The following is a 14,011-nucleotide window of genomic DNA, read 5'->3' as shown; positions in this document are numbered from 1 at the left end:
ATCCGAGGGCGCGGCCCCCGGTCCTCGGGCGGGCGCCCCGGGAGGCGATCGATGCTGGTCAAGCTGTCCACACGGCCCGCCCTGCGGCGCTGCGCGAGTGCCTCGGCACTCGCTCTGGCACTGCTCGGCGCCGGGCTGCCCGCGGCCGCCGCCGACCGGCCGCAGCCCGACCTCGCCCGGTTCTACCGGCAGGAACCGGTCTGGGCCGCCTGCCGGGGCCCGGACATGCCCGGGGACCTGGAGTGCGCGAAGGTCACCGTCCCGCTCGACTACGCCCGGCCGGACGCGGGCACCCTCGACGTGGCGCTGGCCCGCTACCGCGCCACCGGGGCGTCACACGGCTCGGTGCTGCTGAACTTCGGCGGCCCCGGTGGTGCGGGCATCCCCGAACTGGCCGCCGAGGGCAGGCAGTTCATGGACCTGACCGATGGTTACGACGTGGTCACCTTCGATCCGCGCGGGGTCGGCCGGTCCTCTCCCGTCTCGTGCGGCGAGGGCGACGGCGCGGCCTCCACCGGGCCCGGTCTGGGCGCCGACCCGGCCCGTCCGCAGGCGCTGTTCCGGCAGCTGCGGCAGGCGGCCGACCAGTGTGCGCGCGCCTCCGGTCCGGTGCTGGCGCACATCGGCACCGTGAACGCCTCCCGCGACCTGGACGTCATCCGCCAGGCGCTCGGGGACGGGAAACTGAACTACCTGGGCTTCTCCTACGGCACCCGGCTCGGCGCGGTGTACGCGGCGCAGTTCCCGGGCAAGGTCGGCCGGATGGCGCTGGACGGCGTGGACACGCTCACCGAGCCGCCCGCCGAGGAGGCGCTGGCGGGCGCCGAGGGACAGCAGACGGCGCTGGAGGACTTCCTGGACTGGTGTACGACGGATCTGGGCTGCCCGTTCGGGCAGGACCGGCGCGCGGCCGGGGACGAAGTGGTCCGGCTGGTGCGCTCGCTCGACCGGAACCCGGTGCCGACGGACTTCGGCGGCGCGTTCACCGGCCAGGACCTGGTGGGCGCCGTCAGCCGGGCCCTCTACAGCAAGGACCTGTGGCCCTCGCTGGAGCGCGCGCTGGTCTCCCTGGTGGAGGACGGGGACACCCGGCGGGTACTGGCCTTCGCCCTGGGCGGCATCGGCCTGCCCGGCGACCGTCCGTCGGCGGACAGCAGCCTGTCGGGCGACCGGTCCCGGACGGACGGCGGCCTGCCCGCCCGGTCCCGCGCGGACGGTGGGCTGGTCGACACCGAGGACGTCCCCGCGGACAACCTGCCGGCCGCCCTGATCGCGATCAACTGCGCGGACGACCCCGACCGGCCCGACGCGGCACGGCTCACCGCGGACCTGAAGCGGCTGCGGGCCGCGTACGACCAGGCGTCGCCGGTCTTCGGCCGCTACCGGCTCACCCAGGTGCTGATGTGCTATGGCCGGCCCAGGGGCACCGACTTCATCCGGAACCGGGTCAAGGACGTGCACGCGGCGAAGATGCTGCTCGTGGGCACGCGCGGCGACCCGGCGACGCCGTACCGGTGGACCGTGGAGACCGCCCGCCGGCTGGGCCCCTCCGCGGTGGTGCTGGACAACAAGGGCGAGGGCCACACCGGCTACTCCTCCTCGCGGTGCGTGCACCGCAAGGTCGACGACTTCCTGCTCTACGGCACCCTGCCCGCGAGCGGCAGCTCCTGCCCGGCGAACGCCGCCGGCGCGGGCGCCACCCCGGACGGCGCCGGCTGATCCCGCGCCCCCGCCGTCACCCGGACCCGAGACGAGACGTGACACGACCGGGTGACGGTGGGGCACCGGGGCAACCTCCCGGCCGCGCCGGGCGTCCCACCGGACAGGTGGCTCCGGCCGCCGTCCTCCCGTACCCGACCACGACAGGGGACTCCTCATGCGCCTCCGTGCCGCCCTCGCCGTACCCGCCGCCGTCTCGGCCGCCGCGGCGGCCCTGGTGCTGACCGCGCCGCAGAGCCAGGCCGTCGCGCGCCCCGAGCGGACCGCCCGGTGCACGGAGCAGTCGCTGACGGTCCGGGCGAAGGCCGCGGCCGGGGACCCGACCGTGCTGCGGGTCGCCGTCACCAACCGCGGCGGCCGGGCCTGTGCCGTCGACCGTGTGCCCACGGTGACCTTCGGGAACCTGGACGGCGCCGCGCTGCCGGTGCCTGCGGGCGGCACCGGCAGCTACCGGCTCGCGGCGGGCGGCACCGCCTACGCCGGCGTGCGCACCATCGTCGACCCGGCGGACCCGGAGGCCCGCCGGACGGACTCGGTCACGGTGGCGGCGTCGGCCGCGCACTGGGGCCGTTCGTTCACCGCGGCCGAGCTCGGCACCGGGCGGCAGGTGCTGGTGTGGGAGCCGGTGACGACCTGGTGGCAGCCGACGGCCGCGGCGGCGGACCGGGCGATCGGGCTCAGCTGAGCACCAGCTCGGGCGCGTAGAGGTCGAGCCAGCCCGCCAGGTCCAGGGCGCGTTCCAGACCGCGCCGGGCCGCCTGGGTGCTGACCGGCGTGTCCTGTTCGGCGGCCTGCCGGACGCGGTCCCGGTCGACCAGGTCGAAGACCGGGTGGGAGGGCCGGGACAGCAGCTCCTTGACCTGCTCCTGGAGGGCGCGGGCGTACCGCGGGTCCTGGGTGGACGGGTACGGGCTCTTCACCCGGTCGTACACCGAGCGCGGCAGGACGTCCGCCGTCGCCTCCCGCAGCAGGCTCTTCTCCCGGCCGTCGAAGGACTTCAGGGCCCAGGGCGTGTTGTAGACGTACTCGACCAGCCGGTGGTCGCAGAACGGCACCCGGACCTCCAGGCCGACGGCCATGCTCATCCGGTCCTTGCGGTCGAGCAGCATGCGCACGAAGCGGGTCAGGTGCAGATGGCTGATCTGCCGCATCCGGTACTCGAAGTCGCTCTCGCCCTCCAGCCGGTCGATGCCGGCCACGGCCGTGCGGTAGCCGTCGGCCACATAGCCTTCGAGGTCCAGGGACTTGGTGATGTCGCTGCGCACCACGTCGGCGTCCTCGCCGAAGTGCCGGCCCATGGTCGCCAGCCAGGGGAAGGTGTCGGCGCGGCGCGCCTCCTCGTCGAAGAACTGGAGGTAGCCGCCGAAGACCTCGTCGGCGGACTCGCCGGACAGGGCGACCGTGGACTTCTGCCGGATCGCGCGGAAGAGCAGCAGCAGCGAACTGTCCATGTCGCCGAGGCCGGCCGGCAGGTCGCGGGCCCGGATCACCAGTTCGCGCACGGCGGGGTCGGCGAGGGCCTCGGAGTCGAGGACGATGTCCTGGTGGTCGGTGCCGGCGAGCCGGGCCACGTCGTGGACGAAGGGCGTGTCGGGGGTGCCGCGCAGTTCGTCGGCGACGAAGTTCTCGGACTGGCCGACGAAGTCGACGGCGAAGCTGCGCACCTTCTCGCCGGTGGCGCCGAGTTGCCGGGCGGCGAGCGCGGTCATGGCGGAGGAGTCGAGGCCGCCGGAGAGCAGGGTGCAGCGCGGCACGTCGGCGACGAGCTGGCGGCGCACGATGTCGTCGAGCAGCGAGCGCACGGTGGCGATCGTGGTGTCGCGGTCGTCGGTGTGCGGGCGGGTCTCGAGCTGCCAGTACACGCGGGTGGACAGACCGGAGCGGTCGACGGTGACGACGGTGCCGGGCTCCACCTCGCGCATGCCGTCCCAGATGGCGTGCCCCGGGGTCTTGACCATGACGAACAGTTCGCGCAGGCCGTCCAGGGTGACGCGGCGCCGGGCCAGCGGGTTGGCGAGGATCGCCTTGGGCTCGGAGCCGAACAGGACGCCGTCGGCGGTCGGGTAGTAGTAGAAGGGCTTGATGCCCATGCGGTCGCGGATCATCACCAGCTTGTCGTGCCGGCCGTCCCAGACGGCGAACGCGTACATGCCGTTGAGGCGTTCGGCGACCTTGTCACCCCACTCCAGGTAGCCGTGCAGGACGACCTCGGTGTCGGAGTCGGTGGTGAACCGGTGGCCGCGGTCGGTCAGTTCCCGGCGCAGTTCGGTGAAGTTGTACGCCTCGCCGGAGTAGACCAGGGCGATGGTGCCCCCGGGGGTCGCCAGGGTCATCGGCTGCCGGCCGCCGGGGAGGTCGATGATGGCCAGCCGGCGGTGACCGAGAGCGGCGGGGCCCTCGGTCCAGGTGCCCCGGTCGTCCGGGCCCCGGCAGGCCATCGTCTCGGTCATCGCATCCAATGCGGTGGCTTCGGTGGTCAGATCACGGTCGTATGAGACCCATCCCGTAATGCCGCACATGCGCTACCTCCTCACCTCCGGCTGTCGGCGTGCCCACGCTCACCTGCGGATTCCCCCGCTGGCGGACGGCCGCCCGACAAACCAGTTGTATCGAGCATCTATCTACGAGCGTCCGTCAGGCATCCGGCCGAGTCAACGTGGCGGTAACCCGGGGCAGCCATCCACCCCCCGGTTTCGGCCGTGTTTTGCCTCAGCGAAATGCACAGAGCCGCGCGTTCTCGCACATCAGGCGACAGGAACCGGCCACAAGCAAAAAGTTCCTCAAGTAAACGGCGTGTTACAGGTTCGCGATCAGAAACACCCGTCGCCGCGCCCCGGCGGACCCGTGACGGTGCGCGACCCTCCGCCTCCGGGCCGCGGCGCGAAACCGTCCTGCCCGGATTACCCCGAATGCCGTAAAGGTGATTCCGCCCTATCGTGCTGTTCATGGAGCACGCACTGAGTCCCGCGACCCTCGCCGAACTGCGGCGCCCGCGCCCCTATCCGGCGGTATCCGTGCTGACCCCGACGCATCGCCGGGAACGCGGAAGCGGCCAGGACCCGGTCCGGCTGCGCAACGCGCTCACCGAGGCGCGCCGCCGCCTGGAGTCCGATCCCGCCGTGACCCGCGAGCGGCGCGCCGATGTCGAGGCACAGCTCGACCGCGCCCTGGCCGAGGTGGACCTCACCCACGCCGAGGACGGCCTGGTGATCTTCGCCGCGCCGGGCGAGCACCAGGTGTGGTCCCTGGCCCGGACCGTCCCCGAACGGGTGGTGCTGTCCGACACCTTCCTCACCCGCAACCTGGTCTCGGCCCACGCGGCCGAGCGGCCGTTCTGGGTGCTGTCGCTCTCCGCCGACCGCGCCACGCTGTGGAGCGGCGGCGCCGGCCGGGTCGTCGAGGACCACTCCGGCGGCTTCCCGCTGGCACACGTGCGGGAGGACTTCGACGCCCAGCGGCAGATGCGGATCGGCGACCAGCCGAGCACGTTCCGCGACGAGGGCACGCGCCACTTCCTGCGCGAGGCGGACACCGCCATGGGCGCGGTCCTGCGCGCCGACCCCCGCCCGCTGTACGTCACCGGCGAGCAGGCGGCCCTGTCCCTGATGGACGAGGTCGGCACCGGTGCCGCGCGGTCCGCCGTGCGGGTGCGGCACGGCGGTCTCGCCCACGCCGGCCCGGACGCCGTGTGGCAGGCGGTGAGCCCGGTGCTGGAGGCGGAGACCCGCAGGAACGCCGCGTCCGTCGTGCGGGAACTCACCGCGGCGCGCGGGCGCCGGGCCTACGCGGCCGGCGTGGACGAGCTGTGGCAGAGCGCCCGGGACGGCCGGGTCCGGCTCCTCGCCGTCGAGGAGAACTACCGCACGACGGTCCGCGAGACCGGTGATCACCTGGTGCCGGCCGAGCCGGGCGACCTCGACGCCCGGGACGACATCGTGGACGAGATCGTCGAACGGTGTCTGGAGACCGGCGCCGACGTCCGCTTCGTCCCGGACGGCACGCTGGGCGAGGCGCACGGCATCGCCTGCGTGCTGCGCTACTGAGCCGCCTCACGGCCGCGCTCCCCGCACGGGTGCCCTGCCGGACGTGGCCGGCACCGGGTGCCGGCCACATGGGAGCGGATCACATGGGGGCGGATCACATACGACGCCTCGACCAGATGGTGAACGGTGCCACGATCGCGGCCGTCGCCGGGCCCGCTCACACCCCGCCGAACAGGGCGCTCAGCCCCCGCTCGACCACTCCGGTCACGTCCTCCCGGCCGCCGGGCACCACCGCGTACGTGCGCAGCAGGAAGCGGCGCAGCGCGGAGACCTCGAACAGCAGCAGGGCCACACCGTGCGGCGAGTGGAACTCCAGGAGCGTGCGGGTACGGCCGTACGGCCGCACCCGCACGTCCCCGTGGCCGGCCGGTGCCTCCAGCCCCTCGTCGAGCAGGGAGCGCGCGAAGGTCCAGGTGACCTCCCGGCCGTGCAGGGCCGCCTCGGCCGGGAAGTCCAGGTACACCGCGAGCGGGTCGGCCGCGGTGTAGCGCAGCGTGGCGGGCACCGGGACCTCCTGGTCCCCGGCGGTGACGAGCCAGGCGTGGGCGAGCTGTTCGACACTGGTGTCCATGCCCTTAAGAGTCCGTACGGGCCGGTCGCATGCCGTCAATTCCGGTCAGAGTTCGGCAGGTACCGGCCGCTCCCCCGTACAGCGAAGCGACGGAACGGACGCAGCAGCGTCGAACACCCGCTTGAACAGGGCCGAAGCGTCGGCCGTCTGCTTCAACTCACGTAGCAGTCCTACGACTTGACCGGAGCGGCGCGTACGCCGTTGACCTGCGTCCACCCCTCCGGAAGGACTCTGGCATATGCCGGAAGCACCGCCGTATCGTGTGTTGCCGAATCCCTTACAGCGCGTCGCGGGCTGTGCCAGAGTCGTAGCCGGTCCCCGTCGTCCGCCGCCGAACCGTCCCCCCACCCGGAGTGCGTCATGCCGTCCCCAGTCTCCGCGGACCGCTCATCGGCCCAGCCGCCCGGACGCGGCTCGGTCGAAGCGCTGATCACGCAGACGCGGCGGCTCAAGGGCGACGTGAACGCCGTACGACGGGACACCCGCGGCGACGGAGCGGACCCGGAGGAACGCTGGCAGCGCGCCCTGTACGACCTCGCCCTGCACCAGCTCGACGACCTCCACGCCCACTTGGCCCAGCTCCGGGACGGTCCACCACCCGAGCCGGCCGGACCGTCCGCCGCCCGGCCCACGCCCCCCGCTCCGGGCGGGTCGCTGCTCGGCCGCGTGGGCAGCGCCGAGTGGAACCTGCTGACGGACGCCGTCACCTGGTCCGGCGAGCTGTACCGGATCCTCGGCCTCGACCCGGCCCGCCCCGCCCTCACCCTGGACGAACTGCCCGGCCTGGTCGCCGAGGAGGACCGGCCGGGGCTCACCGCGATGGTGACGGACTGCCTGGTCGACGCCAAGCCGATCGACGGCGAGTTCCGCGTCGTACGGCCCGACGGCGCCGTGCGCACCGTCCACATGATGGGCGAACCCGTGCTCGGCGCCGACGGCGGCACGGCCTCCCTGTGGGCCGTGCTCCGTGACGTCAGCGAACTGCGCCGCAGCCAGCGGACGGTGTGCGAGACCCGTGACTCGCTGCACCGCCACCGGCGGGAGCGGACCGGGCACCGGATCGCGGCCGGGCCGCCAGAAGCCGTGGCACCGCCCCGGCCCGGCTCCCCGCGGCTCCCGCACGAGGGCCCGGCCGCCCTGGAGCTGGCCGCCCACCGGCTCCCGGCCGCGACCGCCGCCCTGCTCGGCGAGGACTGGTACGACGCGCTGGAACTGCCCGACGGCCAGACGCTGCTCGCCGTGGGCGGCCTCACCGGGCAGGACGTGGCCGCGGACGCCGGGACGGCGACGCTGCTCGGCGCCGTGCGCGGCATGGCGATGGCCGGGACGGAGCCCGGCCGTATGCTCGCGCTGCTCAACCGGCTGCTCGCCGCCACCGCGCAGCCCGTGCTCGGCAGCGCCGTCTGCTGCCGCTACCGGCCCGGGACCCGCACCCTGCTGTGGGCGCGGGCCGGACACCCCGCCCCGCTGCTCTACCGCGACGGGACGGGGCGCGTGCTGGACGCGCCGGACACCGTCCTCCTCGGCGCCGCCACCGGCACCGGCTACGGACAGTCCGCCGTCACCCTGCGCCCCGGCGACCTCCTCCTGCTGCACACCGACGGACTGCTCCCGGGCCACGACAGGACGGCGGCCGCGGACCGGCTGCTCGGCCTCGCGCCCCGGTTCGGCCCGGCGCCCACGGCACAGGACTGCGTGCGCGCGGTCGCCGAGGAGTTCGGCGCGGCCGGGCGCGAGGACGACGCGTGCGTCCTCGTCGCCAAGGTGACCGGGTGAGACGTCGCCAAGGTGACCGGGTGAGGCGGACCGGCCCGCCGGAGCGGACGGCGCACAGGTCCCCTACGCCTGTGCGCCGGCCCCGCCCGGCCTGGCCCGCTGCCTGGGCAGGGCCACTCTGATCTCCTCCCGCAGCCGGCGGATCCCGGGCGAGCCGGCGTACTCGGCGGTGAGCCGGTACATCTGCTCCAGCCGGTCCCAGGTGCGACGGGAGGAGTTGGAGCCCATGGACATCAGGGCCAGCCGCGCGTACCGGTCGGCCTGTTCGGGGTCGTCGGCGATGAAGCAGGCCGAGGCCATGGAGAGATGGTCGAAGATCTTCGACCGCTCCCGTCCGTCGACGCGCAGCGCGAGGGCCTTCTCGGCGTAGTGCCGGGCGGTCCCGGCCGCGCCGGGGTCGAACTCCGCGAGGGTGCGGTAGGCCAGTGCCTGCATGCCGTACAGATCCTCATCCTTGAAGGTCTGCATCCAGTCCGGCTGCCGCGCGTCCTGCCGGTCGGCGACGAAGAGGTCCTCCGCCTGGCCGAGTGTCCGGCGCATCGCCTGGCCCCTGCCCATCGCCGCCTGCGCCCAGGCCTCGACGGTGTGGAACATCGCCTTGGTGCGCGGCTGGAGCCCGTCCCCGGAGCCGGACTGGGCCAGCTTCATCAGGTCCAGGGCCTCGTCCGGCCGGCCGAGGTGCACCATCTGCCGGGCCGCCCGGGACAGCGCCTCGCCCGCGCGCGGCCGGTCACCGCCCTCCCGGGCGGCGTGGGCGGCGATGACGAAGTACTTCTGCGCCGTGGGCTCCAGACCGACGTCGTGCGACATCCAGCCGGCCAGGGCGGCGAGGTTGGCGGCGACGCCCCACAGGCGCCGCTGGAGATGGGGTGGATGGTGGTAGGCGAGCATCCCGCCCACCTCGTTGAGCTGGCCCACCACCGCCTTGCGCTGCAGCCCGCCGCCGCGGGCCGCGTCCCAGGCGCGGAACACCCCGACCGAGTACTCCAGGGCCTCGATCTCCTGGATGCCGACGGGAGCCGCCTCGTACCGGTCGAACCCGGCCGGGTCGGCGTGCAGTGGGTCGTCGAGGACAGGGGCGTCGGCCTTCAGGGCCGGGTCGGTGTGCAGCCAGTCGTACATGGCGCTGCTGAGTGTGGATCCCGCGGCGAGCACGGCACCCGCGCCCACCAAGCCGCGTCGGTTGAGCATGAGGTCCATTCCCGTGAATTCGGTGAGGACCTCGGCGGTCCGTTCGGGCGCCCAGGGCACGCCGTCGGGATGTTCCTCGATCCCGTCGCCCTGCCGTTTCCCCGCACGCCCGTGCCGCACCAGACCGAGGTCCTCGATGGTCACGACACGGCCGAGACGCTCGGTGAACAGGGCCGCCAGCACCCGCGGCACGGGATCGCGCGGGATCTCTCCCCGGTCGATCCACCGCCGCACCCGGGAGGTGTCGGTCGCCAGCTGCGGATGGCCCATGGCCGCCGCCTGCCGGTTGACCTGCCTCGCGAGTTCCCCCTTCGACCAGCCGGCCAGGCCGAACAGGTCCGCAAGGCGGGTGTTGGGTCGTCCGCTCACATCAAGCCCCCAGGTTCTCGGCTGAGTTGACAGTAGTGCCGCGGAGGTTGCCGGGCGACTATTCGCCAGGGTTCGCCAGGGTCCGCCAGATGGTGTGCCACCGCTCATCGGGTGTCAGGTAGGAAAGCGCCACCCCGACCCGGTCGCCACCTCCCCGTGACGGCCGTCCGGTCGCCATGACGGGCACACTCCCCAGGGTGTGCCCGGACGGCCGGGCCGGGTGGGCGCATGCTCCGCCACCGCGCTCACGGGGCACGCCCCCGCGGGCGGGAGTGCGGAGCGCGGACGTACTGGCAGGCACAGCAGGCACACGAAGGGATCTGTCTTTCCCATGTACGCAGCTTCGTCCTCCGTGTCCGCTCCGCCCCGGCCGTTGCGCTCCCGCCCCGCGGGAGGCGGGCCGTATCTCGACCCGGGGGCGCGTCCGGGCGGCCCGGTGGCGGGCGCGGGCCGGCTCCGGCGGGTCCCGGGCCAGCCCGGGGCGCAGCCGCTCAGCGGGCGGCTCGACCTGTCCGGTCCGCAGGGCGCCCAGTTACGCACCGCGCTCGCGGCGGTGCAGCGGATCTGTCCCGAGTTCGCCCCGGTGCAGGTCCTGCGGCGCAGCGGGCGGTCGGTCCTCCTGGTCGGGACGACGGGGCGCAGCACGGCGGTCGCCAAGTGTCTCCTGGACCACTCGCCCGCCTGGGTGGAGCGGAGCCGTCAGGAAATAGCGGCTTACCGCACGTTCGTCCGGCACCGGCCGCCGGTGCGGGTGCCGAGGCTGATCGCGGCGGACCCGGACAACTGCACGCTGGTGATCGAGCGCATGGCCGGCCGCCCGGTGGCGGTCCAGCGGCATCCGGTGGAGCCGCCGCCGCGCACGGACATCCGGGCGGCGCTCGGCGCGATCTGCCGGGTGAACGGCTGGCGGCCGCCGGCGGGCACGTTCGACATGCCGCTGGACTACGCGGCCCGGATCTCCCGTTACCACGAACTGGGCCTGCTCACCGACCGGGACCTCGGCGACCTGCAGAAACTGCTGCACGGCATCGCCCACGAGGTGGGCCGGCACGGCATGCTCCAGTTCTGCCACGGCGACGCCCTGCCGTCCAACATCCTGCTGTCCCCGGCCGGGCCGGTGCTGGTGGACTGGGAGCACGCGGGCTGGTATCTGCCGGGCTACGACCTGGCGACCCTGTGGCTGGTCCTCGGGGACGCCGCTCCGGTGGCCCGGCGGCAGATCAGCCAGATCGCCCAGTCGGCGGGCCCCGCCTCCCGGGACGCCTTCCTGGTGAACCTGATGCTCCTGCTCACCCGGGAGATCCGCACGCTCGAGACGGCCCTGCAGCGTGCGCTGCACGACGCGGCCCCGGCGGCACCGGCCCACCCGGGTGCCGTGCCGTCCGGCGAGGAACAGCGGCTGCTGCTCCGGCGGTTGCACGACGACTGCCAGATGGCCCGCAGGGCCGTCCGCGCGGCGGTCGGCACGCGCTGACGGGGACGACTGCTCCGCGGTGTGCCCCGGGCGGCGGCACACCGCGGATCCCCGGCACAGGCCGGGCACCGACGCCACTGGTGTACGCCGGTGACGCCCCGCAGGCCCGGCCGCCGCCGCCGCGAAACCCGCCGTGACCCCTCCGCGACGTGGGACATCCCCTCCCTGACGGCATCATTGACGGATCGTCGGCCAGCCGGTAGCACTGACCCAGCCCGGCGCCGTACGCCCCGCCACGCTCCGCCCGTCACAGGAGGCCGCATTGCGAGGATCCGCCAACGACCCCTCATCCACGACCGGTTCCGGGCGTCCGCGGCGGACCGCCGTCCCGCTCGCCTCCGCGGCCCTGCTGCTGCCCCTGCTCGCCGCGGCCCCGGCCCAGCCCGCCCCGGACCCTTCCGGGCACGGTCTCCAGCAGGCGTTCACCGACGCGGCGGCCGACTACCACGTGCCCCGCGGTGTGCTGCTGGCCGTCTCCTATCTCCAGTCCCGCTGGGACGGGCACGCCGGCGCGCCGAGCGTGACCGGCGGCTACGGCCCGATGCATCTCACCGACGCCCGGACCGCGCTCGCCACCGCGGAGCACTTCGCCGACGGCACGGAGGACGCCCGGGGCGACACCGCCCGCGCCGCATGGCGTCCCACGGCCGGCACGCCGGCCCCGCTGGAGATCCCGGCCCGGCTGCGGACGCTGCCGAAGGCGGCGGAACTGACCGGCATCCCGGCCGGAAGGCTGCGCACCGACCCGGCGGCGAACGTGGCCGGCGGCGCCGCTCTGCTCGCCGCCGCGCAGCGGGAGCTGGGCGAGCCGGCGAGCACGGACCCGGCGGACTGGTACGGCGCGGTGGCCCGGTTCTCCGGCGCGGACGACACCGCGACCGCCGCGGCGTACGCCGACGACGTGTACGACGTGCTGCGCACCGGCGAGGAGCGGGTGACGGACGACGGCGAGCTGGTGACCCTGGCCGCGCGGCCGGGGCTGACCGCCGACACCGCCCGGCTGGGGCGGGCCGGCCTGCGCACGCTGTCCCGGGACGGCACCGAGTGCCCGAGGTCGGTGTCCTGCGAGTCGGTCCCGGCGCCGTACGCGGAGTTCGGCGACGACTACGGCAATCACGACCTCGGCGACCGTCCGGCGTCCCAGCGCATCAAGTACCTCGTCATCCATGACACGGAGGGCACCTGGGACGGGGTCCTGAACCTCGTCCAGGACCCCACCTATGTGTCGTGGAACTACACGATCCGCTCCACCGACGGGTTGATCGCCCAGCATGTCCAGGCGAAGGATGTGGCCTGGCACGCCGGCAACTGGGACGTCAACGCCCGCTCCATCGGCATCGAGCACGAGGGTTTCCTCGCCGCTCCGGACGCCTGGTACACGGAGGCGATGTACCGCTCCTCGGCGCGGCTGGTGCGGTACCTCGCCCGGACGTACGGCATCCCGCTGGACCGCCAGCACATCCTGGGCCATGACAACGTGCCGGGACCGACCGCCTCCACGGTCCCGGGGATGCACACGGACCCGGGCCCGTACTGGGACTGGCGGCACTACTTCCGGCTGCTGGGCCATCCCTTCACGCGCACGGCCGGCAAGCACTCCGGGGTGGTGACGGTGCTGCCGGACTACGCCGCCAACCAGCCCGTGTACACCGGCTGCACGGCCAAGGGCGAGCCCTGCGCGCCCCACGGCTCCGGTGAGGTCCGGCTGTACACCGACCACGACGAGTCCGCGCCGCTGGTGAAGGATATCGGTCTGAAGACGGCCCCGACCACCGGGGTCAACGACCTGTCCTCGCGGGTCTCCACCGGCCAGCAGTACGCGGTCGCGGACCGCTGGGGCGACTGGACGGCCATCTGGTACCTCGGGCAGAAGGCGTGGTTCCGCAACCCTGACGAGAACCCGGCGGCGGTGCCCGCGCGCGGCCTCGTGGTGACACCGCGGGACGGCCTGGCGAGCGTCCCGGTGTACGGCCGTGCCTATCCGGAGAAGGCGGCGTACCCGGCGGAGGTCCCCGCCCAGTCGGTGGTGCCGCTGCCCTACACGGTCCCGGCCGGGCAGAAGTACGTGGTGGGCGACGAGCTGCCGGGCGAGTACTACTACGCGGTCACCTTCACGCCCGAGTCGCACCGGGTCGTGGTGGGCGAGGACCTGTACTACGAGATCCAGTACGGCCACCGGGTGGCGTTCGTGCGGGCCGCGGACGTGACGGTCGAGCGCGCGGCCCGCTGACCGGACGGCGGTGGCCGGGTCCCGCCGGACCCCGGCCCCGCCGGGTCTCGGCCCTGGTGGGTCTCGGCCCTGGTGGGTCTCAGCCCTGCTGGAAGAGCTCCGCCGGGAGCGGCTTCAGCAGGGCGTACAGGTCGTCGGTGATGGGGCGGTCCCAGGCGGCGATGGTCACGAGGACGCCGTCGCTGCGGTCGAACTGGACGCAGGAGATCCGGCTCTCGGAGAGCTTCAGCCGCCGCACGATGAGCAGGTTGTCGCCCTGGAGCACCGGGGTGTCCTCGGTACCGACGACGGTGACCTCCTCGTCGTTCTCCAGCGCCAGCAGCAGCTGGCCCACCTCGAAGGGGATCTCGCCCTCGGCGACCTCGCGGGCCGGGGAGCCCTCCGGGAGGTTGCCGATGATCATGGCGGGGCCGCGTCCGCCGAACAGGTCGTACCGCAGGAAGACGCCCTGGCAGGTGCCGTCCGGGGCGGGCAGCAGACCCGCGCCGAGGTTGCCCGGCCAGTCGCCCGGGTCCATGGCCAGCACGTCGAAGTCGGGTCCGGCGGGGGTCGCGCTGCGGCGGCGGAGGAACGACATGCGGCCATGGTACGTGTCCGTGCCGCGGTGGGTGAGCCGTGGGCTTCCGAAGATCGACCGG

10 protein-coding genes are annotated in these 14,011 nt (G+C 74.0%); 6 read left to right on the top strand and 4 right to left on the bottom strand.

Features of this window, described 5'->3' with window-relative positions:
• Positions 1 to 51 precede the first annotated feature (51 nt).
• Entirely contained in the window at positions 52 to 1,719 is a 1,668-nt protein-coding gene (locus ACZ4SV_RS10600) for an alpha/beta hydrolase (RefSeq protein ID WP_468003181.1), read from the top strand.
• Between the two features lie 157 nt (positions 1,720 to 1,876).
• The gene (locus ACZ4SV_RS10595; protein WP_468003179.1) at positions 1,877 to 2,404 is read left to right on the top strand and encodes a DUF4232 domain-containing protein; all 528 of its coding nucleotides are present in this window, start codon (positions 1,877 to 1,879) and stop codon (positions 2,402 to 2,404) included.
• Here the strand turns inward: ACZ4SV_RS10595 and asnB are convergent.
• Positions 2,397 to 4,238, bottom strand: coding sequence for an asparagine synthase (glutamine-hydrolyzing) (gene asnB, locus ACZ4SV_RS10590; RefSeq protein ID WP_468003177.1), 1,842 nt, complete (start codon positions 4,236 to 4,238; stop codon positions 2,397 to 2,399). The two genes, ACZ4SV_RS10595 and asnB, sit on opposite strands and share 8 nt — an antisense overlap.
• A gap of 426 nt (positions 4,239 to 4,664) precedes the next feature.
• On the opposite strand from asnB, the gene ACZ4SV_RS10585 reads away from it, so the two are divergent.
• Positions 4,665 to 5,762: a baeRF3 domain-containing protein gene (locus tag ACZ4SV_RS10585; protein ID WP_468003175.1), complete on the top strand. Its 1,098-nt coding sequence runs from the start codon at positions 4,665 to 4,667 to the stop codon at positions 5,760 to 5,762.
• Between the two features lie 157 nt (positions 5,763 to 5,919).
• Here the strand turns inward: ACZ4SV_RS10585 and ACZ4SV_RS10580 are convergent, their stop codons facing one another.
• Positions 5,920 to 6,333, bottom strand: a complete 414-nt coding sequence (locus tag ACZ4SV_RS10580; protein WP_468003173.1) for an SsgA family sporulation/cell division regulator — start codon at positions 6,331 to 6,333, stop codon at positions 5,920 to 5,922.
• Positions 6,334 to 6,693: 360 nt separating this feature from the next.
• Here ACZ4SV_RS10580 and ACZ4SV_RS10575 point away from each other — a divergent pair, with 360 nt between their 5' ends.
• A complete protein-coding gene (locus ACZ4SV_RS10575; RefSeq protein WP_468003171.1) occupies positions 6,694 to 8,109 on the top strand; it encodes a PP2C family protein-serine/threonine phosphatase in 1,416 nt (471 codons plus the stop codon).
• Between the two features lie 63 nt (positions 8,110 to 8,172).
• Here ACZ4SV_RS10575 and ACZ4SV_RS10570 read toward each other — a convergent pair whose 3' ends face one another.
• Positions 8,173 to 9,669: a DNA-binding protein NsdB gene (locus tag ACZ4SV_RS10570; RefSeq protein ID WP_365882626.1), complete on the bottom strand. Its 1,497-nt coding sequence runs from the start codon at positions 9,667 to 9,669 to the stop codon at positions 8,173 to 8,175.
• Positions 9,670 to 10,000: 331 nt separating this feature from the next.
• On the opposite strand from ACZ4SV_RS10570, the gene ACZ4SV_RS10565 reads away from it, so the two are divergent.
• Both ACZ4SV_RS10565 and ACZ4SV_RS10560 read left to right on the top strand, forming a co-directional pair.
• Positions 10,001 to 11,143 carry an aminoglycoside phosphotransferase family protein gene (locus ACZ4SV_RS10565; RefSeq protein WP_365882624.1) on the top strand — a complete coding sequence of 381 codons (1,143 nt, stop codon included), beginning with the start codon at positions 10,001 to 10,003 and terminating at the stop codon, positions 11,141 to 11,143.
• A 262-nt stretch (positions 11,144 to 11,405) separates the two neighbouring features.
• Positions 11,406 to 13,373 (top strand): N-acetylmuramoyl-L-alanine amidase, encoded by a 1,968-nt coding sequence (locus tag ACZ4SV_RS10560; protein ID WP_468003168.1) that lies wholly within the window; start codon positions 11,406 to 11,408, stop codon positions 13,371 to 13,373.
• 79 nt (positions 13,374 to 13,452) lie between these two features.
• Here ACZ4SV_RS10560 and ACZ4SV_RS10555 read toward each other — a convergent pair whose 3' ends face one another.
• Positions 13,453 to 13,950, bottom strand: a complete 498-nt coding sequence (locus tag ACZ4SV_RS10555) for a glycosyltransferase family protein (RefSeq protein ID WP_070026621.1) — start codon at positions 13,948 to 13,950, stop codon at positions 13,453 to 13,455.
• Positions 13,951 to 14,011: the final 61 nt, after the last annotated feature.

The organism is Streptomyces sp. NPDC027672, from assembly GCF_055566335.1.
Note: the sequence above shows the minus strand (reverse complement) of the source record. Positions and strands in the feature narration are given on the sequence as shown.